The following is a 21948-nucleotide window of genomic DNA, read 5'->3' as shown; positions in this document are numbered from 1 at the left end:
ATATGAGGGACGGATTGATTAAACCCAAGGGGCAAGGGAAGTTTTTTTGTGATCGGATTCAGAGATGCAGTTTTTAAACTATTCTAACTCTAAAACCAAAAGTGCCCCACTAACCGTAACGTAAGTGGAGCATGTCAATTAGATGAGCGTAACTCTATTTAGTCATCTTCACGACGAAAAGCAAAACGGACTAATACAATTGCAACACCTAGGATACCACCGAGCAATGTGCCTAGAACTACAATCAAAGCGCGCTTAGGTTTAATATGTGATGTCGGCATAACTGCTTCGCTTGTTTGGGTAACTAGCTTGGAATTAGGGCTTTGTAGCAATGCTTCTTTAAATAATTGCTGACCTAAGAGTTCATCCAAATATTCTTGAGTTTTCAAAGAAGGTACATTTTCTTGATACTCAAATGCATCAATAGAAGTACGCACTTTTTCAAGCTCTATAGACTTTAAAACTTTATTAAAATTAAGAGAGAAGCTAGCCACGCCATCAAAGGCTGCTTTTGGATCCTGAGCTATTTTGGATACGGTTATACTTTTTTCTCGCTTGTTATACGAAACACTAACCCCATTCAACACTGATGCATCCGCAGAAAAATCAGCGACCATCATTTTTTTAACCTCACTGCTACTAAATAACTGTGGAGAGATCCTTGGCTCCGAGATACTTTGGGAGCCATAAAACGCTTCTTCAAAAACAAAAGATGCTTGAGACTGATAAACATTAGGTTGCTTTAGTGCAAAAATACCGGCCCCTACGGCAAACAACATAGTTGTAACGATAATAATAAACTTACCATCCCAAAGAGCCTTAAAAAGTTCTCTAAGATCAATTTCATCACTTTGAAAAGAAGACGGTACTTGAGGAGAATATTGCTGGTTAGCAATAGGGGATTGGTTTTGCTCGTTCACTGATAGTCCTTTAATTAACTACAGCACCTAGAATGGTACTAGATTTATACTAACTAGAGTCTACCATAGCGAATAGGATGCGCACAGTCTGCTCAACGTTAACGCCACTCATCTAACGAGATAATATCAGCTAAAGATTGTTTGTCTGATTCAACAACATCTCCATCTAATACATCTTGAAACTTAACTATTTGGGAAACCAATTCACGCATCAAAATGACATTAGCATGATTGGGGTTTTTGGAGTTACTAACTACGCGGTCGATATGACTTTGCTGCGCCCACAACCTCTCTTGCATCTCTTCTGAAGCGGAGAGAATCATCTCTTCACACATATCATGCTTCAGCTGAGAAAAAGCTTCTGGATTGTTGTTAGCTAGTTCCATCAACTCATCGAAAGAAGGTAATGTTTGATTGATTAATGGTGTTCTCATGGGCTGCCTCCAACGATGATAAAATCATCAACTACTCTTTAAGAATAGGCGAGCTTAGAGAGAAATAAACTCAACACATCAAGAAGTCTCATTTTTAAGACAAATCAAGAGAAACGACCTTTTCTCACAAGATTAACGATCATAAGAAGCTAGCTCGTCATAAATTTCATTGGTGTAAGAGCTTTGGTTTTACTGTAACGTTCAAACAATACCTTAAAAGAGTTAGGAAGTTCATCTTTACTTATTGTTTTAAAGCCATGCTGCGCATAAAAGCCTTCAAGGTGCTGATAGGCAAAGCAATAATCGCCCTCAGCGAGCACATACTGCAAACAATAACACATCAGTTCATGTCCAAGCCCTTGCCCCCTAAAATCAGGGACAACAAGCATCCCCGTCAATAATCGATATTGTTCAATAGTTCGAAAACGGACAACAGCAGCCATTTGGTTTTCCGTGTAGCCGACCAAAGTTAGCTCATCCTTTTTGGCCTTGCCGGATGGATAAAAGGATTTATATAGCCTCGCGACTAAAGGAAGCTTCATCGGGTCCAGTTGCTCAATCTGCATTGCACTCATTATCACCAATCTCGATTTGAGGTAGAATGAGCGCAGTTTAGATTACTCGATAAAACCAATGCAAATTACAGCTAACGCCGACCTACGTCCTTATCATACTTTTTCCATTTCTCAGCAGTGCGCCTTCCTTGTTGAGATCAACTCTATTGATGAGCTAAAACAGGTCTACCTGAATGCGGAATGGAGCGCTTTACCTAAGCTCGTGCTGGGTAAAGGCAGTAATATGCTCTTTACTGAAAAGTACCAAGGCATGGTGATCATCAATTCATTACTTGGCAAAGAAGTGACTGAATCTGACACTCACTGGCATTTGCATATCTCTGGTGGTGAAGATTGGCCTTCTCTTGTCCAGTGGACGGTTGAAAGTGGTTATCCAGGTTTAGAAAACTTAGCTCTTATCCCGGGTTGTGCCGGTAGTGCACCCATCCAGAACATTGGTGCTTATGGTGTTGAGCTAAAAGATATTTGTGAGTATGTAGATGTTCTCTGCTTGGAAAGCCTTACAGTTAAGCGACTAAGCGCAGCGGAGTGTCAATTTGGTTACCGCGACTCTATTTTTAAACACTCTTTGTATCAAAAGGCTGTGATCATTGCGGTTGGCCTTAAACTCGCTAAAGATTGGCAACCAAATATCGAGTATGGGCCTCTTAGATCTTTGGCTTCTTTAGACCTTACTGCCCAACAGATATTTGATCGCGTACGCCAAATTCGTATGAAGAAACTCCCTGACCCAGCTGTAACAGGCAATGCCGGTAGTTTCTTCAAAAACCCGGTCATTTCTAAAGACCACTTTGAGCAATTAAAGAATCAATTTTCCGATATTGTTGCCTACCCTGCTGATAATGGAATGAAAGTCGCCGCTGGCTGGTTGATCGATCAATGTCAGCTAAAAGGCACGTCAGTTGGTGGCGCTCAGGTTCACCCAATGCAAGCGCTCGTACTTATCAACCAAAACAATGCAACAGCAGAAGACGTTATTCAACTTGCCGCTAAGGTTCGAACTGCAGTGTTAAATCGCTATCAAATAGAGCTTGAACATGAAGTTCGCTTTATGGGCGCGAAACAAGAAACCTACTTACAAGACATCTTGGAGAAGCATTCATGAAGGAGCACTCTGCAAAATTATCGATATTAAAAACTCTTTCCCAAGGTGGCTTTCACTCAGGTGAAGAGCTTGGTGAGCATCTGGGCATTTCTCGCGCGGCCGTGAGCAAACATATCAAAGGCATTCAAGAGTGGGGCGTCGATATCTTTCGCGTACAAGGCAAAGGCTACCAACTTGCGAAGCCAATGCAGTTGCTTGTTCAGGAAGTATTAAACCAAGCTTTAACGACGCCCGTAGAGCTGATTCCTATTATTGATTCGACCAACCAATACTTACTTGAGCGAGCGGACAGCTTAGATTCCGGAACAGTATGTTTAGCTGAATATCAGGCTAAAGGACGCGGACGTCGTGGCCGAGAGTGGGTTTCCCCTTTTGGTTCTAATCTATACCTATCGATGTTTTGGCGCTTAGATGCAGGTATGGCTGCCGCGATGGGGTTAAGCCTAGTAGTAGGCGTCGCCATTGTTGAAGCACTAGAAGAGATTGGTTTAGAAGGTGTAAAACTCAAATGGCCAAATGATCTTTATTATCAGGATAGAAAACTTGCTGGTATTTTGGTCGAGATGTCAGGTCAAGCAGGCGCTGCGGCAAACTTAGTAATTGGCATGGGCATGAACTTAATGATGCCAGAGAGCACTGAAGGTATCACCCAACCATGGGCAAGCCTTTCTGAAGTCTCTGAGAACCAAGAAATTGACCGCAACCAACTCGCTATATCTATGATTAAAACGCTGCATAACGCGTTAGCTGATTATGAAATGCAAGGCATGTCCGGCTTTGTTGAACGCTGGAATAGGCTAGATAATTTCTTAGGCCGCCCGATTAAACTTATCATGGGCCCACGTGAAGTTACCGGTATCGCAAAAGGCATCAATGAGCAAGGCGCAGTATTACTAGAAACGGAACAGGGTATCGAGAGCTACATAGGTGGTGAAATTAGTTTACGAGCTTCTAGCCGCGAGCTGTAGGTCACTCGCAACTTTTTCGTTCTTTTGCTAATATCCCTGTCCACTTTAAGTAAAGGTTACCCATCCAACATGATGACTCCTAGGAATTTATTCGAACAACTTCCTACTTTGGCGCAAGATCCAGCGCAGTTTGAAACCCTCTACGCCGCTAGAGATTTTCGAACTCGTTTAATTGAAGCGATTCGTCAAGCAAGCAAACGAATCTATCTTGTTGCCCTTTACTTAGAAGATGATGAAGCCGGCCGAGAGATCCTAACTGAGCTTTATCATGCAAAGCAGCGTAACCCAGGGCTCGACATAAATGTTTGTGTCGACTGGCACCGCGCTCAACGCGGTTTGATCGGTGCAGAGCCTGGCGAAACCAATGCAGCAATGTATAAGTCATTTGCCGAGAACCACGAACATAAGATCCCAGTTTACGGAATTCCTGTTCGTGGCCGCGAAGTATTTGGTGTACTGCACCTCAAAGGCTTTATTGTTGATGATCAGGTGATCTACAGTGGCGCAAGCTTAAACAATATCTACCTGAACTATAAAGATCGTTACCGCTTTGACCGCTACCATGTGCTTAATAACAAAGCACTGGCAGACAGTATGGTCGAGTTCATTCAATCAGAGATGATTGATCACCCTGCGGTAAATGACTTAGCCTGCCCAAGTAAGCCTGAAACCAAAGAGATCAAAGCGCAAATTCGCCAGCTACGAGCATCGTTAGCAAAATCGAATTACAAATTTGAGTCTCAAGAAGTTTCTGCTGAACAAGTCGCTGTCACTCCTATCGTGGGTGTCGGTAAAAAGCGTAACAAGCTAAACCAAGGTATCAACCAGCTTCTTGCCCAAGCAAAAGATGAGATCTTCATTTGTACGCCTTACTTTAACTTCCCACGCAGCGTGGCAAAAGAAGTGAAGAAGGCAATCAAACGTGGCGTAAAAGTCACAATTGTTGTTGGTGATAAGACGGCTAATGACTTCTATATCTCACCAGAAGAAGATTTCCGCACCATTGGTGGCTTACCTTACTTGTATGAACGTAACTTACGCCAATTTGCCAAAGCGAATGAGGCGAATATTGCTAGCCGTAAGCTATCTATCCACCTTTGGAAACACGAAGAAAACAGCTTCCACTTAAAAGGCATTTGGGTCGATAAGCGTTATATGCTGATTACGGGCAATAACCTTAACCCACGAGCTTGGAAGCTAGATTTAGAAAACGCTATCTTCATTCAAGATAACTATCACCATCTAACACCTCAGTTTGAAAAAGAGGTGGAAAATATTCTTCAACACACTGACCTAATCTGCACATACAGACAGTTAGAGAAGTTTGAAGATTACCCAGATGTGGTGCAAAAGCTGATGCGTAAGATTACCCGTGTTAAAGCAGATCGAGTGTTGAAGCAGATTTTATAGCATAATGCTACTGAGAACTAATTTTAAGAGAACAATAGTACATACTCTATTCAAGTAAAGCACTCAATCAGTATAAGGATTTAATTTTGAAGAATATCAGGCCTGAAGTGGACTATGAGTCATACATGAAATCATGGTCTAAAATATACAACATGGCAAATTATCAAAAAGGCGCTGCTGCTTACTTCTTGAAAAAAAGCCATAAATGGTTAGAAGAAATTTTTGACTCGAATACACACTTCTCCCAAGTGCTTGAAGTCGGAGCAGGGAATGGTCAACATATTGAACATGTAACCCATAGTTACGACCGTTATGTGATGACCGACCTTAGGGCTGATATGCTAGAGGCTGCTAATCATAATAACCCTAAAGTAGAAGTTAATATTCAAGATGCTACTAAACTATCATATAGTGATAACGAGTTTGATAGAGTAATCGCCGCACATATACTTGAACATCTCCCTAGTCCACATACCGTGCTAAGAGAATGGGCTAGAGTACTAAAGCCGGGCGGTGTTTTAAGCATCCTCCTCCCATGTGACCCAGGTTTTGCATGGCGACTAGGTCAAAGCTTGAGAGCTAAAGATAAATTTACCTCTGCTGGATTAGACTATAATTATATAAACGCTAGAGAGCATATAAATTCAATTGGTAACTTGAAAACATTGATAGACTTTTACTTTCCTAAAAAACTGAATGTCCAATGGGAACCTTTGAAATTACCACTGTATGACTGTAATTTATTTTACATTGTGCATATAACCGTTTAACTTTACTGGTCGTAATATGCCTACAAATCTGACATGGTTAAGCTTGTTTGTGTTTTTATTGTCCAACTTACTTTCCCAAACTTTATATAAGAAGTCTCTTGCAAGTTCAACAGGATTGCTATCAATAATTAGTGACTATAAAAGCCTTTCGCTTTTGGCGCTAGGCTTTATTTTCCAAGTATCTAGCATCGTATCTTGGCTAATTATTCTTAAAAATAACTCTTTGGTATGGGCAGGAATAATGACATCCCTTCTTCCTATATCTTTAGTTATTACTGGGAGGGTTGTGTTTGGTGAACCCATTTCCAAGCAAGGAATACTAGGTATTGTTATTGTTACAATAGGCTTACTAGTGGCACATATCCCTTCAAGCAAATAGTTTTCCGACTCATCCTCGGATAGTGCAACTAAAAAAAGAGATAAATCCAGTTAACAAACCATCACTCTAACAGAAGTATTATTAATACCTATATAAAACACCAAAATCAATACAATTAAAGCTCATAATAAAATGAGCTTTAATTGTTAAAAAAACTTACACGCCCTCTCAACAGTATTCATATTTAGTCGTATACAGGGTCAAATCATGAAAACTTGCCAATTCTATAACTTTGTCAGACTTTAAGAATTCATTTATTTTTTCATACTTTTCATTAGATATGACATTACCATTAAATTTATTGTACTTAAGGAAATCCCCATTTACATGATAAGCTAGAATATTTGCTTTACCTAATCGACAAATTGCATTTTTGAAACTGCCTTCATCATTTAAGAGTCTAATAAATGCAGGGCTCCAAAAATCAATGTCATTAGAAAAGTCGCCTCCAAAGAAATATCTAAACGTCAAGCCTGGCTCATAATACATATATATAACGGGATTATTTATAATTTCTTCAAGTTGTTCTTCTGTATATGATTCTTTTATTTGTTCCAGAAGACCTTCTTCATGCCTCAAGTAAAGCGTGTTACTATTCATTCTATTTTTCACACCAGTTAAGGTATGTTTTATCCCTTGCTCTATAGAAGAATGCCGGATACCAGGTTTGTGAAACATAAAGATTAGTGAAATTGACATAAAAAATAAATACAATCCGGTGTAGTATTTTAACCCTTTTTTATGAAAATTACTTATTATATAGATATTAGAAAAACACCCAAGCATAAAAGACGGGAACATTATAAACAAAAGATAATTGTGTATATATAGCTTTGAAAAGTAGACATTTTTACGATATTGAGTTGTAACCTCCAATAGTAGTGGGATAAGCACAGTTAAGACAGGAAAGAAGAACAAGAAAACCATTTTCCTGTCAATTTTCACCTCATTCATTCTAGATAGATAGGTTACAAATAAAAATATAAGAAGCAAGCCTAACAAGTACACGGAGGCTGGGTTGTAATAATAGCCCCCCTTAAAATATCCAATGGAAAACGAAGAAACCCCCCCCCCTAAAAATGACTCTAGTGTGTAGCTATATATATCGACAACATTTTGCCTTGGAAACCTTAAACCATGAATTAATATCTGACCGACTTCTTTTGATACTATAACAAAAATAACAATTACCGCAGGCCAATAAGCTTTAATATCTTTAAATAAATAAATTAACTGCTTAGAACGCGAAGTTGCTCGATAGAATAGCAAGAAGTACAAAACCGCATAACACAAAAGGAAAAATAGACCATAATTTCTTCCATGAACAGAAAAAGAACAAAAGACAATCGCTAAAACAAATTTTTTTTTATTTTCGTTAAGAATACCAATATATAAGTAATAGGTCGACAAAAGCAGAGGCAAGAAAAACAGCTCTTCGGATGCATTTGAGGAAAACCATAACCTTACGTTTCCATCAAGAAATAAAAATAATATTACAGTTACAAAGAAAATAACCTGCGGCATTACAGTGTGTTTATTTCTTACAAAATATAATGCCACATAAAAAGAATAAACAACTGAAAGTGCATTAAGTGCATTGTAAAAATAAAATAGATCTTTAACAGATAAATCTAAAAAAAAACCACTTAACAACACCAAACCAAAGGTATTCGGGGCATAATAAGAGCCGCTAATCAAAAAACCATCTTTTAAATACTCTCTAGAATCAAAGTAGAACGTCCCATTATCCATTATATATTTCACATACAATGGATTCCAAGCTTGAAAGAATTGTGTCCCTGCTGAAGCCTCATGGACAAACAAAGTTCTAACAAAGAAAACAATTAAAAAAATTCCTATGAAAAAACAGGTCTCTAGAATGTGTGTTCTCGATTCAAATTCAACACCACCTTCCACGCCTATTTTTTTTAGAAAAAACAATATCGAAATAAAAGTAAGAAAGGATATTAGAGGAAAGAATGACACATCACATTCAAAAAAGTATAAAATATAAAAAGACAAATTTGCCGAGACAGCAATAATAAGAAAAACAACAACTGATGATATAACACCCCCACCAAGCTTGAAGAAATAACCTAATAGAAGCATGATACTAAAAACACTTAAGCCATAGATAAGTGTCAAATCATGAAATATCATTCATTTTCTCCAATTGAACTTTCGATGATATACCTAGGCCGATTCTTAGTGAGGTCAAATATTTTTGATAGATAAACACCAACCACTCCTAAAGATATCATCGTTATCCCTATAGCTCCTGAAGATAATAGGATAATGGTCGTATAACCTTCTGGTACATTGTTGTAAATTAAATATTGAAATGCCAGTTTTATGCTCAAAACCGTACACACAAGAATAGAGATCAAGCCTAGGAATAAAATAAGATACAAAGGTATATGAGAAAACGATACGATTGAATTGAAAGCAAAAGAGAATAACCGAATCAAACTCCAAGAACTTTGCCCTTGTTCTCTTTGGTTCTCACTGAACTCAATTGTAGTCGATCTAAAACCTACATCCTGGCATACGGCACGAAAAAAGAAGTCAATATCTCCGTATGAGATTACAGAATTTCTGACTTTACGATTAAAAAGTTTAAAATCACTAGATTCAAGAAGGTGTACATTGGTAAAGGAATGAAACACTTTATTGTAACTCCTAGCTAGGAATTTATAAAAAGAACTCCCTCTGCGTCCTTTCTTAATCCCATGTACTATATCCCATTTTTTTTCCTTCATTGTGGAAAAAAAATCCACAATACGGTCAAATGGATGCTCACCATCAGAATCAATAACTAAGTATAAATCGCTATCTTCATATTCTAGACCAGCTAAAATAGCTTTATCTTTACCATAATTTTTCGAAAGTTTAATCGCAGAAACACAACTGTTGAGTTTAACAAAGCTATCTATTTGAGCCCAGGAATCATCTTGAGAACCATCATCAACAAGTAATAAACGGCAATCACACTCTACTTGCTCTAAAGTTTCCAACAGTGATGACATCGAATTATTTAGTGAGTCAGACTCATTGTACACTGGCACAATGACTGTTAGTTTTTTGAAATCCACGCAATTCATCATAATTTTATTGTATTTTATCAAGGTATAAATCTATAACGTTGCAGTTATATAGGTGTAAAAGCTCAGATGCTTATGATTAAGTGGGAACCTTTTAACTTCAACATCATCGAAATAATGGCCAATTAGTTGTATTATTTCATTTTCGGTGTTTACATGTTCGTGCTTCATTATCTTTTTATAAGACAGACCAGTTCTTAACCTGAAACTAACACCAGTCGTTAAACGCCATGAAAGCCCCCATAAGGCACCGCCTTCAGAAGGTATCGCCATCTCTATCACACCGTTTGGCTTTAATAGGCGTTTAATCTGTCTTAACTCATTAGGTAAATCAACCATATGCTCAAGAGTTGCAATTGAAATGACTCTGTCATACTTCGTATCTTCTGGTATGTCAGACAAATATGAATAACATTTGTTCACTCTATTCAATATTTCATGCTTATTTTGATAAAGTTCAGCATAAGGCTCAACTATATCGTACAGTTGATATCTAGTTTCATAAGATAAATGATTCAGCGTACCTGCACCAACTTCAAGTACTTTACCTTTTAGTTGATTCTTTGAAACTTGAAAATGCATCCAAGACTCTAATTTATTAGCTAGCTTAGATATGTACCCTAGTTGACCTTCCCTATTTTTCCCATATTCATCCTTTAACACTTTTCTATATTGATCACTTAATTTTGGTCTAACCTTCGGAAAGTTAATAATTATATCTTGAATATTTTGGTTCACTTTATACTCCGTTTTTTTCATTCCAAACTAAATCACTAATACCATCCGTCGGCTGGAAACCTGTCGGCGCCTTGAGCAACAGTTGTCTAATCTCATCATGTCGCATATCATGACAAGCCACATCAAGACGACCTAATAGCTCATCGTACTCAATAGCAGGCAAGAAGTCCTCTTGTGCTGTCATAATACGGCTATGAGCCGTCGTGCCTACTCGTTCACCAATTAATAGTTCTTCATACAATTTTTCTCCTGGTCGTAAGCCAGAAAATTGAATTTCAATATCTCCATACGGGTGCTCATCATTCTTAACTTCAAGACCAGACAACTTAATCAAATTCTCAGCTAAGTCCGTTATACGTACAGGCTCTCCCATATCTAGAACAAAGACATCCCCCCCTTTACTCATAGCTCCAGCCTGAATAACTAACTGCGCAGCTTCCGGAATGGTCATAAAGTATCGAATAATGTCCTTATGAGTTACCGTGACTGGCCCACCAAGAGCAATCTGCTTTTTAAACAAAGGAATAACCGACCCTGAAGAACCCAATACGTTACCAAACCGAACCATAGAAAACCTAGTTCCATTGTTCTTGATATTTTCTTCTTCAGATAAAGCCTGCAAAGCTAGCTCAGCCATTCTCTTGGTTGCTCCCATAACATTTGTCGGTCGTACAGCTTTATCAGTAGAAACTAGGACAAACGATTCAACCCCAACGTCAATAGCAGCTTTCGCAGTATAATAAGTACCAAACACATTGTTCCGGACCCCTTCGACAACATTATATTCCACAAGTGGAACATGCTTATAAGCTGCCGCGTGATATACAGTATCAACGTCATAAGTTTTCATCGCTGTAACTAGTCTATTTTCATTCTGGACAGAACCAAGCAGTGGTATGACCTTTACCGGGAGTTTTTTACTCCGTGCGATCATGGAAAGCTCACGATCTACTTGATATAAGCCAAACTCAGAAAGCTCAAATAAGATTAGTGCTTTTGGTTCTAGCAAGATAATTTGCCTACAAAGTTCAGAGCCAATTGAACCACCGGCACCAGTCACCATAACAACTTTATTTTTGATATTAGACTCCATCAAAGATTGTTGAGGCACAACAGGGTCACGCCCTAAAAGGTCTTCAATAGGTACATCCTTCAACTCGTCAATATTGGCTTTACCTTCGACAATATCCTGCATATCAGGAACAGTTAGTACTTCTGCGGAAAGCGGTACTAGTAACTCAAGAATCTCTTTTCTACGAGCTCTAGATGCACTTGGGACTGCTAAAAGTATCTGACTAACATCATGCTTCTTGAGCAACTTAGCCGCCCCTTCTATATCACAAACGTTAAGTCCCAAGACCATCGTATTTTCAAGTGTTTTATCTTCATCTATAAAGCCTACAACTTTATGTGTTTCCGAATTTCTCATTGCCAACGCAAGTTGACGGCCAGCAGAGCCTGCTCCATAAATTAAGACACGTTTACTTCCTTTGCTGTTGGCTTGTGCTACTAGGACTCTAACAATCAACCTAGAACCACCGCACAGCAAACATAAAAAAGCACCATAGATAACAGGGACAGAACGTGGAATTGGCGCATCGAAATAAAAGGCTAGCACTGCGACCGAAAACGCAGATATTGCCGTTCCGATACTCACAACGGCTAGTGCGTGGAACGTAAGGTATCGTAAAACCGCTCGGTATAGGCCCAGCTTAGTGAATGCAGTGACAGTAATTACCAAGGTCCCAAGAATGGCGTACTGCACAGCTGAACTGTCAATTGCAATAACAGTCCCTATACGTGCCCAATAGGCAATATAAAATGATCCAATAATAAATATGGAATCGACTATTACACTAATTAGCCGCTTATGTAATCTTGACAAATTCCATATATAGTTAAGTCTAGCCATGTTGTTCTCTAATAAAAATTTACGCCAGCATTAAACTGGCGTTAAAGAAGGTATGTAACAAGTGTTATTAAGCCTGTGCTTCTAACAAAACTGTTCTAATTACTCTACTCATAAAGTGAACCTCTGACTGGGTAAGGGTAGGGTGTACAAGGAACATAATGCTTGTTTCTCCTAACTGAATCGCATTCCACAAAGGTTCTTTAGGTCGAAACCCTGTACCATCAAACGCCCTCTCATTATACACTTCAGAACAACTTCCTTGGTAAGCAGGTACACCTTGCTCAACAATAGCCTTTATTATTTTATCTCGTGTCCACCCCGATTTAAGAAACTTCTCCTGAATGAATATATAATGTTTGTATTCAGCATGTTGAATGTATTCAGGTATTTCCACACTACGAACAATTGGGAGTCCTGCTACTGCAGTCTCAATAGCTGAAGCATTTTTCTGGCGTTTTGCTGTCCACTCCGCCATTCTGCGGATTTGAATACGGCCTATCACCGCTTGCATTTCTGTCATGCGCCAGTTGGTACCAAAACTCTCATGAAGCCAACGGAAACCTGGAGGGTGTTCTCGGTTGTAGATAGCATCGAAACTCTTACCATGATCTTTGTATGACCACATAAAAGACCAAAGTTCTTTGTCATTCGTCGTGACCATCCCCCCTTCACCACCAGTCGTCATGATCTTATCTTGACAGAAAGACCAAGCTCCAATATGACCAATAGTACCTACACTGCGACCTTTGTATTTTGCACCGTGAGCTTGAGCGCAATCTTCTATAACTTTGAAACCATGTTTATCAGACAGATCCATAATTGCATCCATCTCAGCGGGCATTCCGGCAAGGTGTACAACGATGACAGCTTTAGTTTTCTCCGTTAACACTGCTTTAATTGTTTCGGCAGTTATATTTTGGCTATTAAGGTCAACATCTGCAAAAATTGGTTTAGCTCCCACTGTGACTATAGAGGATGCTGATGCTAAAAAAGTCCTTGAGGTAGTAATTACTTCATCGCCTTGACCAACCCCCAGTGCTTTTAAAGCAACGTCTAATGCCAGGGTTCCATTTCCCAAAGCTACGGCATAATCGCAATCAACCCAAGCCGCAAACTCTTTTTCAAACTGACGCCCTTCTTGACCTGTCCAATAGTTAACTTCATTTGAAAGCAGCACTTTACTAACAGCATCCGCTTCTTCTTGGGTGAACGAAGGCCACGCGGAAAAAGGAGTATTTAACACTTTTCTAATCCTTAATAATAAGTGGTCGAGCAGGAACTCCGGCCACAATTTGCTCGTCGAGCACATCTCGTGTTACCGCAGCTCCCGCTGCAATAACTGCATAATTACCAATTTTTATTAATTGCTTTACGCTCGCACCGATGCCAACCCAGCTTCCTACGCCTACATGAACTCCTCCGGCCATATTAGCTCCAGGGCTAATATGAACTCCCTCATCCAATACGCAATCATGATCAATTGTGGCTGACGTGTTGATTATACAGCTAGGTCCAATAGTAGAAAATGGATTAATAACGGCCCCCGCCATGACAACGGTTCCCTCGCCTATTTGAGAGTATTGGCTTACAGTCGCGGTTGGGTGAGTAAATGTAGGAAAGTGAGCACCTTTTTGAGAAAGGAGGGACTGCTTTTCAATTCGGGTCTGATTATGGCCAATGGCGACAATAACAGCATCGAAACACGAACAATTTTCCAGCAATTGCTTTGTCGTTCCAATAACTTGCCAATGAGCAACCTGAGAAACCTCAGGCCAACGGTCATCAAAGAAACAAATGCTGTTATAGCCATTAAGTTCCGCAATTTCTGCAATAACTTTACCATGACCACTAGCACCCAAAATTGCACATTTACTCACTCGTATTGCCCTTAAAAGGTTCAATAGTCACATGGTTATCTGCTGAAATACCCTCTTTTACAAACACCTTTTTGATCGTTAAGAAAATAATTTTAATATCTAGCCAGAATGTACGATTGTCGACATACCAAACGTCTAGCTTGAATTTATCGTCCCAACTAATCGCATTACGTCCGTTAATTTGAGCCCAACCAGTCACACCTGGTTTCGCTTCATGGCGACGTGCTTGTTCTTCGTTGTAAAGGGGAAGGTACTGCATAAGAAGAGGTCGAGGACCGACTAAACTCATGTCCCCCTTTAGAACGTTCCAAAGCTCTGGCAATTCATCTAGGCTTGTATTTCTTAACTTAACACCAAATGATGTCATTCGTTCTGAGTCAGGAAGAGGGACTCCATCCTTATCTACAGCATCTTTCATCGTCCTAAACTTCACCATTTCAAATGGCTTACCATCAAGCCCTGGACGTGTTTGTCGAAATAACACCGGAGAACCTAAGTTATTCCGGATTTTCCACGCGACTAAAGCAATAACAGGTACCAACACCATCAAACCGCACAACGATGCAAAAAAATCAAATAACCTTTTCACGTCTCACTCCACTGCCAGTGTCTGAATCCACAACCCATGAAACCCATCTATCAGCAAGCAGCTTACGATCAAACTCACTTTCTGCTAACAGGCGGGCATTCACTCCCATTTCGACTAAACAATCCCTATTATCTGCGGCATGTTCAAGTGCCTTAGCAAATTCCAAAGAGTTCTCTGGCTCAACCGTGTAGCCACAATTCATTTCTTGAATCATACCAGCTAACCAACCTGGGTAGTTGTTTAGAACAGGCAAACCCGCTGAGATATAATCGAAGAATTTATTTGGTGATGTCCCGAAATAAAAAGCGGGAATGTTAGCAAGTAACTGCATACCAATGTCAGCACTCTCCATCAGCCCCGCTAATTTTTCTTTATTAACTGGTGGATGGAAAATAACATTATCTAAATCCAATTTTTTTGCCCGCAATTCAAGCTCAGATTTTAATTTTCCTTGGCCAACTAAGACCAGCTTGATATCACTTCGCCCTCTAGTTTTGAGTTCTTGAGCGACATCAATAACCGCATCAAGACCATTCGCAACGCCATGAGTACCAGTAAACACTGCCATTAGGTCACTATCGGATATACCTTGGGGGCGCCAAGGGTTCACAACTTTACCGAAAATAGATAAATCACATCCGTTAGGCACCAGCCTAATTTTAGAGGGGTTTACACCGCGTTTTCTTATTCCCTCGACTATACCCGGAGATAGCCCTATACAACGGTGAGCACTTCGGTAAGATGCCCACTCCAATATAGACATTAGACCTAAAACGACTGGATTTTTTATTACCCCCATCTCTTTAGGCAGTTCAGGCCACAAGTCTCGAACTTCAAAAACAAACGGTTTCCCTCTTAACCAACGAGCGAAAATTCCAGGAAGACCTGCCGTAAGTGGTGTCGTTGTGGCAAATAAAACGTCATACTTTTCTGTAAAAGCTAATCCGATGCTCTTCAATGCAAACTTAACAAACGTCATAGTTCGTGTAAGAAAACTGTCTGCATTTGAGTAAGCAAGATCAAACTCAATTATCCTAATACCGTCGACGTAACCTTCCCGCTTACCTTTTGCAAATGAGCCGACTAAACCTGTTTCACCTCCACCATATGTACCACAAACCATAGTAACCGAATGGCCATGGTGGATCAGACGTTTGGCCATCTCATATGATCGGATTCCCGTTGAGCCCTTAGGGGTCGAAAAATGTTGATGGAAGTATAAAATATTCATTGTATGAAAATGTACTCTGTTATTATTTTGCAGTCGGAAGTAACTTCTACTTCTATGACTGGTGTATCTTCTTCTCGGTAATAATGACGAGACTCTTTGCCTTGAACTAACTTAATTGATTTTGGCTCATGACTACATGTAATGTTGATTGTATGCTCTCCATTGGCAACTTGGTTTCCTATCAATTGCCAGCGACTAGGCGCTAATCGCCAACGCAGTGTAGCCTTTGTATCAAAGCCAGATATTTGATCTTCAACCAGTAAGCTTGTCTCAGATAGCGTAACTGTTCGTGTATGTTGATTGGCTAAATAGTCCCTATACCCCGCTTGGCAACACATTATCTCTGGTGTCCATTGAACAGAATTTGGCTTTAACCATTCACCAAGTAAAAACCGACCAACACGAGGCATTTGATCTCGACCATCAAACTCAATGGTATTATGGCTCCGAGCCCCACTGTAGTAATCTATATATTCTTGGCCAGCATTATAACTAAAGGTACCACCGTCTCTTAGCAAATTGACGCCATTGAGCCATAAATCGATATGTAGAGCATCACACTGTGCGGGGCGAAATCTGTATTTAGGGTAAGTTACAAACGCAAAGGCCCCACTTCTATTTCGTAAACCAAAGTAGCCACCATCAGAGAAATGAAATGAGCATTGTTTTTCTAATGATTCCGTCGGCTTCGATAAACCAAGAAACTGAAGAGCTTTGTCATAACCTCCACTTCTTTGCCAAGCTGCTCTATTACAGAAAACTTTCGCAGCAAGTTGAACAGATGGACGAAAGTCCCGATAACTTGAATCGGTTAATGGGAGTAACCTCGCTCCATCATTGTGGCCCATATTTGGAGCATCTCCAGAGATTTCATCCGTTAGCTGATATAGCCAATTGGTAGCGCTTTTAAGGCGACTATATAGTAGCGAAGAAAAAGCAGGCACGCTCATTTCTCGACGCCACAACTCAGACATAGTGTAAGTGTCTAACATGACCCTATGGTAGTTAACAGAATATTGGCTAAAAGACCCATCTTCTTCAATTAAGTGACGTGCGCGATTTTCTAACCATTTTCGCCCCAACCTAACCCATTTCTCAGCTTTCTTATCACCTGAATGAACTAACCAAGTCCCTCCAATAAAGAGCGCTGCTGCTTCTGAAGTTCCATGATTATTATCTTGTGCGACTGCATAAGACATCGTAGGTGCTATTCGCTTCAGGTGAGCTTTAACAAACATCAAAATTGATTCTGTAGGCTTTTCAACTTGACCAAGCAGCTTTGCTGCAAAAGCTATGTGCATTACACGAATTGAGGCTTCCTGACCACATTTCCAATTAGGTCCCATATATGGCGGATTCTTGTCAAGCCAATCACTACATGTTTGATTTAGCAATTGAACTGCATCACTTTTGCCTTTTTGATGCTCAATAGCTAAACCAATAGCCCAATCAAATCGAGATGCTTCCCAGATACCTTTGATATCCCCGACTGTAGAACCAAAATCAGATAACAGGAACCAAGGACGAGAAAAGAATTCGTACTTCCCCTCAGTTAAAACACTTTTATCCCATTGAATTTCATCAACTTTAACAGCATTTTTCCACCCAAATGGCTGAAACAAATAATCAGTTTTACCACTTGAACTTAGCTGGCCTTCACTTTGGTTAAATAAAGGCCCCAAAATTGGGGCCGCTTTAATACGTTTTACAGGATTTAAGCCCGTGCGCAAGCCCACTTGGTAATATGCCACGCGCGCCAAATTCAGCACACCGAGCTTAAGCACGGTCTTAACCTTGTCTTTACTTATCATTTCTGACGACGGAGCTGTTCTGCAATTTCAATTGTCACTTTAGCGACTTCAAACAACTCCCTAGCTGGAATCGGGGCATCTATACCTTTCTCTATCGATTGAAGAAATGCGGTGGAACAGTCAGCTTGCCCTTTATCTTGTTTCCACAGGTTCATTTTTGAAAAGCCAGGCCAACCAAAGGCTTTTAATTTTCGGAAATTGTCTAATTGAAGAACTCGACCAGCGGCAAAAACCTCAACTCGCTCTTTAGGAAAACTAGCTGCACCATTTGCCAAGTAATGGATAGTACCAAAAGAGCCATCAGCAAAGCCTAGAATAATAGCCGCTTTATCCTCTGTAATCTCTACACTGTCTGTATCACCCATCCTTCTGCATTGTACTGAAGTGATTTCCGAACCCGCAAGGAAGCGCATCAAGTCAACAAAATGACATGCCTCTCCGATAATACGACCACCGCCAACATTACTATCTTGAGTCCAATGTTCGGCAGGTATTGCACCTGCGTTCATTGTCATCATAAAAGTTTTAGGCTCATTAATTGAAGAAAGAAGCTCCTTCATCTTTTGAACTTGCGGCGAAAAGCGACGATTAAAGCCAACCATTAATTTTGGAGCAGCATCAGTAGAGGTTTTCGAATAATATGCAGCCTCAACATCAGCGAGCTCCGATAGTGAAATCGCTAGTGGCTTTTCTACAAAAACATGTTTTCCTGCATTTAAAGCTTCTGCAACAAACTTGGCGTGACTATTATGACGAGTAACAATAGCAACAGTGTTGATCTCTGGATCTATGATCATTGACTGCGTATCTGTTGTTGTCTTTGAAAAACCAGCTTTTTCACCATGAGTCACACCATTGATACCACCAGATGTAGCAATTGTGTGAAGCTGTGCTCCTCCTGCTTTAAATGCTGGAATGAGCATTCGTGAAGCGTAGTTTCCGGCACCAACAAAGCCAACAATTGGTTTAGCAGCTTGGAAAGTTACACGTGAATCTAATTCAACAACTTTCTTATGACGAGGTGCTATCTCACTACCATAATTGAGCAAAATACCAAGCGCAGATCTATCCGATGTTAGAAGCTCGTATGCCTTTGGTGCTTCCTCAAAATTGAAGCGATGTGAAATAAGAGGCTTAACATCCATCTGCCCTGAAGCCATCATATCCAAAATGGCTTCAAAGTTTCTTTGCTCTGTCCAACGTACGAATGCATATGGGTAATCGTTACCCTTATCTTCATAATCTGAATCATATCGTCCCGGGCCGTAAGAGCATGATACTTGAAACGTCAGCTCTTTCTCATAAAAGTCCGCTCGGTTTAACTCTAAGCCAGTAACACCAACCAATACGATACGTCCCCGCTTCCGACTCATTCGTGCTGCTTGCGTAACAGGGTCATTCGATTTAGTTGATGCTGTTATAATAACACCATCGACTCCTTTGCCACGGCTAAACGCCATACCAGCAGCAACAGGATCTTCGCCACGTCCAGGGTTGCATGTTTCCGCACCAAACTGTTTTGCCAATTCTAGTTTTGAGTCATCAAAGTCTATTGCTAAAACTCGACAGCCCTGAGCTCGAAGAAGCTGTACAGTAAGCAAACCAATAAGTCCAACACCTGTTACAACAAAAGATTCGCCAAGAGTTGGCTCTGCCAATCGAATACCTTGCAAGCCAATGCTTGCAACAACAGTAAATGAAGCTTCTTCATCTGAAACATTATCTGGAATCAGTGCACATAGATTTTTAGAGACTCTGACAACATCAGCATGAGGTCCGTTAGAAACAACTCGATCGCCCGTTTTAAAGCCCTCGACATTTTTTCCAACCGAGTTAACTGTGCCCACATTGCAGTAGCCAAGAGGTAAAGGTTGAGCTAACTTTGATTGTACTGCATCAATTGTAGTCATCAAACCGTCAGTTTGGACCTTTTCTAAAACCATCTTTACTTTGTCAGGCTGCTGACGTGCTTTATCTAAAAGGCTAGCCTTGCCAAAGTCAACAAGCATACGCTCCGTACCTGCAGATATTAAAGAAACTGTTGAATCGATCAACACACTCCCATTCGTAGCTATTGGAGCTGGGGCTTCCACTAAACTAGAGCCACCATTTGCCATATCTTGTAAAACTTGCTTCACCGATCCACCTATAAAAATAATGTCAACATTTCGTTCGCCCAAACCTTCTACAATGAGCGACGCTAAATTGCCGAACAACTCAAATCATAATACTAGTTATTTAGTCCAAAAACTGCTGACACCAAATTTCAAAACACAAAAGTGCAAATATTGGATAAGAGTAATCAGCAATTCCTTTCCGATCCTTTTCAATTAGGTCCTTTACAGCGTCATATTTGAATATACCTCTCCTTTGGATTTTTTCTTGACTCAATAACTCATCAACCATGTCGGAAAGTTCATTCTTCAACCAACTCCGAAGAGGTGCTCCAAACCCGGATTTTGATCTATAAATAACATCAATAGGCAAAATGCTTTCAGAAGCTTTTTTTAGAATAGACTTCCCTACTTTACCTTTTTGTTTAAGACTACTTGGGATAGATGAAGCAACGTCGATAACTCCTTTATCAAGAAAGGGAACACGAACTTCAACACCAGCGGCCATACTCATTTTATCCGTATAATTAAAGTTATGGTCTACTAAGAAGTATTTTCTCTCAAGGTACAACATTTTCTCTAAAGGATCGGAATAATTTAACGTGTTGAGTTCATCAGTAATGAACTCAAATGGCTTCTCGACTAGCTCCTCGGGAGCAACAAATAAGCCCTTGGCGATAGATGGATCTAGCCAAAAGAAATAAGATAGTAAACGTTCGTCGCCTTCTAAATCAGCATATTGAAATGCTTTTGAGACTCGACGCAAAGACGGATTCTGTTTAGATAACTTACTAGTTACACCTTTTAAAGCCCTACGGGCTACTTTTGGTAATCCTGCCCAGTATTTTTCTTTGGTGACAGCATAATGCCTGCGATAACCAGAAAATATGTCATCACCACCAGCACCTGAAAGAAGAACTTTTATACCTTGTCTTCTAGCTTCTTCGCAAATAAGCAGCACATTAAGAGGAGCAGGATCTGCTTGCAGTTCATCAAGATGATATACCATTTTTGGTAGTAACTTCGTAATATCAGGTGAAGCTTTCAATATATTTAGTTCGGACTTCAAGAAACTAGCTACTGCCTTTGCATAAGGCAGGTCATCACTGAAACCATCATTACCTCTTGAGCCTTCATTCGAGTCAATTGTAAATGATTTAATTCCAGGTATTTCCCTTGATGCTAAAGCAGTTAACAAACTAGAGTCCAATCCGCCAGATAGAAAGGTACCGACTTCTACATCCGATACTAATTGCTCGCCAACCGCTTTTTCAATTGACTCAATAGTATTAACTGAGTGCTGCTGTTCCGATAGGGAGTTGTTAGGCTTGTAATCTGGCCATTCCCAATAACTGTCATATTGTTCAACAGCACCATTTAAAACCTTCATATAATAAGCTGGCTTTATCTTTTTAATACCAGCTATGATGGTTTCTTCTCCCGGACTCCAAAGGCAAATTAAAGTTCTTAGTAGAGCATTCTTATTTATACTTACCTCACCATCTATTGCAGGGATTAAAGATTTCATCTCACTGGAGAAGTATAGTTTATTCTCGCTTTCCAAGTAATAAAGAGGTTTAACCCCGTAGGGGTCACGAGCTAAGAAAAGTTCCTTTCTTTCAGGAACCCAAATAGCAAAAGAGAAAATACCTGATACTGACTTCAACCCTTCGACACCATATTTCAAGTATGTATTTAATAGAACTTCTGCATCACCTTGAGTAGAAAATGAAACACCACCTTCTAAAAGTTCTTCTCGAAGCTTCTTATAATTGTATATCTCACCATTAAATACGATACACGCTGTTCGAGATGTATCCCATAAAGGTTGATTACTCGATTCAGATAAATCTATGATACTGAGCCTAGCATGGCCTAACCCGACGCCTTCGGAATGATAAGTATCAGTGTTATCTGGCCCTCTATGCTGAATTTCGCTTAGCATCTTATCAAGTAGATCGCTAGTCACATCACCAACGCCACCAACTATACCACACATAAATCACACCTATTC

General features: G+C 39.9%; 19 protein-coding genes and 1 pseudogene. 5 read left to right on the top strand and 15 right to left on the bottom strand.

Annotation, left to right across the window (positions count from 1 at the left end; all coding sequences use genetic code 11):
* Window positions 1-158: 158 nt before the first annotated feature.
* From EJ063_RS21560 to EJ063_RS15300, 4 genes and pseudogenes are all read right to left on the bottom strand, one after another.
* On the bottom strand, window positions 159-617 hold the full coding sequence (locus EJ063_RS21560; RefSeq protein ID WP_439333291.1) for a GNVR domain-containing protein: 459 nt from the start codon (window positions 615-617) through the stop codon (window positions 159-161).
* 153 nt (window positions 618-770) lie between these two features.
* Window positions 771-920 (bottom strand): annotated as a pseudogene (locus EJ063_RS21555) (Wzz/FepE/Etk N-terminal domain-containing protein); the annotation flags it as partial.
* Window positions 921-1018: 98 nt separating this feature from the next.
* The gene (locus EJ063_RS15305; RefSeq protein ID WP_126575222.1) at window positions 1019-1354 is read right to left on the bottom strand and encodes a DUF3135 domain-containing protein; all 336 of its coding nucleotides are present in this window, start codon (window positions 1352-1354) and stop codon (window positions 1019-1021) included.
* A 149-nt stretch (window positions 1355-1503) separates the two neighbouring features.
* The gene (locus EJ063_RS15300) at window positions 1504-1920 is read right to left on the bottom strand and encodes a GNAT family N-acetyltransferase (RefSeq protein WP_126575221.1); all 417 of its coding nucleotides are present in this window, start codon (window positions 1918-1920) and stop codon (window positions 1504-1506) included.
* A 67-nt stretch (window positions 1921-1987) separates the two neighbouring features.
* On the opposite strand from EJ063_RS15300, the gene murB reads away from it, so the two are divergent.
* From murB to EJ063_RS15275, 5 genes are all read left to right on the top strand, one after another.
* Window positions 1988-3034 (top strand): UDP-N-acetylmuramate dehydrogenase, encoded by a 1047-nt coding sequence (murB, locus tag EJ063_RS15295; protein WP_126575220.1) that lies wholly within the window; start codon window positions 1988-1990, stop codon window positions 3032-3034.
* Window positions 3031-4002: a bifunctional biotin--[acetyl-CoA-carboxylase] ligase/biotin operon repressor BirA gene (gene birA / locus EJ063_RS15290; protein WP_126575219.1), complete on the top strand. Its 972-nt coding sequence runs from the start codon at window positions 3031-3033 to the stop codon at window positions 4000-4002. Before murB ends, birA begins: the two co-directional genes overlap by 4 nt.
* Before the next feature lie 69 nt (window positions 4003-4071).
* On the top strand, window positions 4072-5412 hold the full coding sequence (gene pssA, locus EJ063_RS15285; RefSeq protein WP_126575218.1) for a CDP-diacylglycerol--serine O-phosphatidyltransferase: 1341 nt from the start codon (window positions 4072-4074) through the stop codon (window positions 5410-5412).
* A gap of 125 nt (window positions 5413-5537) precedes the next feature.
* Window positions 5538-6182 (top strand): class I SAM-dependent methyltransferase, encoded by a 645-nt coding sequence (locus EJ063_RS15280; RefSeq protein ID WP_208640373.1) that lies wholly within the window; start codon window positions 5538-5540, stop codon window positions 6180-6182.
* Between the two features lie 16 nt (window positions 6183-6198).
* Window positions 6199-6561 (top strand): hypothetical protein, encoded by a 363-nt coding sequence (locus EJ063_RS15275; RefSeq protein WP_126575217.1) that lies wholly within the window; start codon window positions 6199-6201, stop codon window positions 6559-6561.
* A 168-nt stretch (window positions 6562-6729) separates the two neighbouring features.
* On the opposite strand, the gene EJ063_RS15270 is transcribed toward EJ063_RS15275, so the two are convergent.
* The 11 genes from EJ063_RS15270 to asnB form a co-directional block, all read right to left on the bottom strand.
* A complete protein-coding gene (locus EJ063_RS15270) occupies window positions 6730-8721 on the bottom strand; it encodes a hypothetical protein (protein ID WP_126575216.1) in 1992 nt (663 codons plus the stop codon).
* Window positions 8718-9653: a glycosyltransferase gene (locus EJ063_RS15265; protein ID WP_158676004.1), complete on the bottom strand. Its 936-nt coding sequence runs from the start codon at window positions 9651-9653 to the stop codon at window positions 8718-8720. Before EJ063_RS15265 ends, EJ063_RS15270 begins: the two co-directional genes overlap by 4 nt.
* 42 nt (window positions 9654-9695) lie before the next feature.
* Window positions 9696-10400 carry a class I SAM-dependent methyltransferase gene (locus EJ063_RS15260; protein ID WP_158676003.1) on the bottom strand — a complete coding sequence of 235 codons (705 nt, stop codon included), beginning with the start codon at window positions 10398-10400 and terminating at the stop codon, window positions 9696-9698.
* 1 nt (window position 10401) lies between these two features.
* Window positions 10402-12312: a polysaccharide biosynthesis protein gene (locus tag EJ063_RS15255; RefSeq protein WP_126575213.1), complete on the bottom strand. Its 1911-nt coding sequence runs from the start codon at window positions 12310-12312 to the stop codon at window positions 10402-10404.
* A 67-nt stretch (window positions 12313-12379) separates the two neighbouring features.
* Window positions 12380-13555 (bottom strand): DegT/DnrJ/EryC1/StrS family aminotransferase, encoded by a 1176-nt coding sequence (locus tag EJ063_RS15250; RefSeq protein WP_126575212.1) that lies wholly within the window; start codon window positions 13553-13555, stop codon window positions 12380-12382.
* Window positions 13556-13559: 4 nt separating this feature from the next.
* Entirely contained in the window at window positions 13560-14189 is a 630-nt protein-coding gene (locus EJ063_RS15245) for an acetyltransferase (protein ID WP_126575211.1), read from the bottom strand.
* Complete coding sequence (locus EJ063_RS15240) at window positions 14182-14778, bottom strand: sugar transferase (protein ID WP_167469910.1); 597 nt, start codon at window positions 14776-14778, stop codon at window positions 14182-14184. The genes EJ063_RS15245 and EJ063_RS15240 overlap by 8 nt, the downstream gene beginning before the upstream one ends.
* Complete coding sequence (locus EJ063_RS15235) at window positions 14762-16009, bottom strand: glycosyltransferase family 4 protein (RefSeq protein WP_126575210.1); 1248 nt, start codon at window positions 16007-16009, stop codon at window positions 14762-14764. Before EJ063_RS15235 ends, EJ063_RS15240 begins: the two co-directional genes overlap by 17 nt.
* Complete coding sequence (locus tag EJ063_RS15230; protein ID WP_244225198.1) at window positions 16006-17793, bottom strand: heparinase II/III family protein; 1788 nt, start codon at window positions 17791-17793, stop codon at window positions 16006-16008. The genes EJ063_RS15235 and EJ063_RS15230 overlap by 4 nt, the downstream gene beginning before the upstream one ends.
* A 23-nt stretch (window positions 17794-17816) precedes the next feature.
* Window positions 17817-19958 carry a bi-domain-containing oxidoreductase gene (locus tag EJ063_RS15225; RefSeq protein WP_126575208.1) on the bottom strand — a complete coding sequence of 714 codons (2142 nt, stop codon included), beginning with the start codon at window positions 19956-19958 and terminating at the stop codon, window positions 17817-17819.
* A 100-nt stretch (window positions 19959-20058) separates the two neighbouring features.
* Window positions 20059-21933 (bottom strand): asparagine synthase (glutamine-hydrolyzing), encoded by a 1875-nt coding sequence (asnB, locus tag EJ063_RS15220; protein WP_126575207.1) that lies wholly within the window; start codon window positions 21931-21933, stop codon window positions 20059-20061.
* Window positions 21934-21948: the final 15 nt, after the last annotated feature.

Origin of the sequence: Vibrio aquaticus, assembly GCF_003970385.1 — a bacterium.
GTDB classification, from domain to species: domain Bacteria; phylum Pseudomonadota; class Gammaproteobacteria; order Enterobacterales; family Vibrionaceae; genus Vibrio; species Vibrio aquaticus.
This window is presented reverse-complemented; position numbering and strand designations above follow the sequence as displayed.

Bases quoted from the DNA above. Each gene is read 5' to 3' on its own strand.
- EJ063_RS21560 (WP_439333291.1), bottom strand. From the start codon at position 617: ATGGTCGCTGATTTTTCTGCGGATGCATCAGTGTTGAATGGGGTTAGT.
- EJ063_RS15305 (WP_126575222.1), bottom strand. From the start codon at position 1,354: ATGAGAACACCATTAATCAATCAAACATTACCTTCTTTCGATGAGTTG.
- EJ063_RS15300 (WP_126575221.1), bottom strand. From the start codon at position 1,920: ATGCAGATTGAGCAACTGGACCCGATGAAGCTTCCTTTAGTCGCGAGG.
- murB (WP_126575220.1), top strand. From the start codon at position 1,988: ATGCAAATTACAGCTAACGCCGACCTACGTCCTTATCATACTTTTTCC.
- birA (WP_126575219.1), top strand. From the start codon at position 3,031: ATGAAGGAGCACTCTGCAAAATTATCGATATTAAAAACTCTTTCCCAA.
- pssA (WP_126575218.1), top strand. From the start codon at position 4,072: ATGATGACTCCTAGGAATTTATTCGAACAACTTCCTACTTTGGCGCAA.
- EJ063_RS15280 (WP_208640373.1), top strand. From the start codon at position 5,538: ATGAAATCATGGTCTAAAATATACAACATGGCAAATTATCAAAAAGGC.
- EJ063_RS15275 (WP_126575217.1), top strand. From the start codon at position 6,199: ATGCCTACAAATCTGACATGGTTAAGCTTGTTTGTGTTTTTATTGTCC.
- EJ063_RS15270 (WP_126575216.1), bottom strand. From the start codon at position 8,721: ATGATATTTCATGATTTGACACTTATCTATGGCTTAAGTGTTTTTAGT.
- EJ063_RS15255 (WP_126575213.1), bottom strand. From the start codon at position 12,312: ATGGCTAGACTTAACTATATATGGAATTTGTCAAGATTACATAAGCGG.
- EJ063_RS15235 (WP_126575210.1), bottom strand. From the start codon at position 16,009: ATGAATATTTTATACTTCCATCAACATTTTTCGACCCCTAAGGGCTCA.
- asnB (WP_126575207.1), bottom strand. From the start codon at position 21,933: ATGTGTGGTATAGTTGGTGGCGTTGGTGATGTGACTAGCGATCTACTT.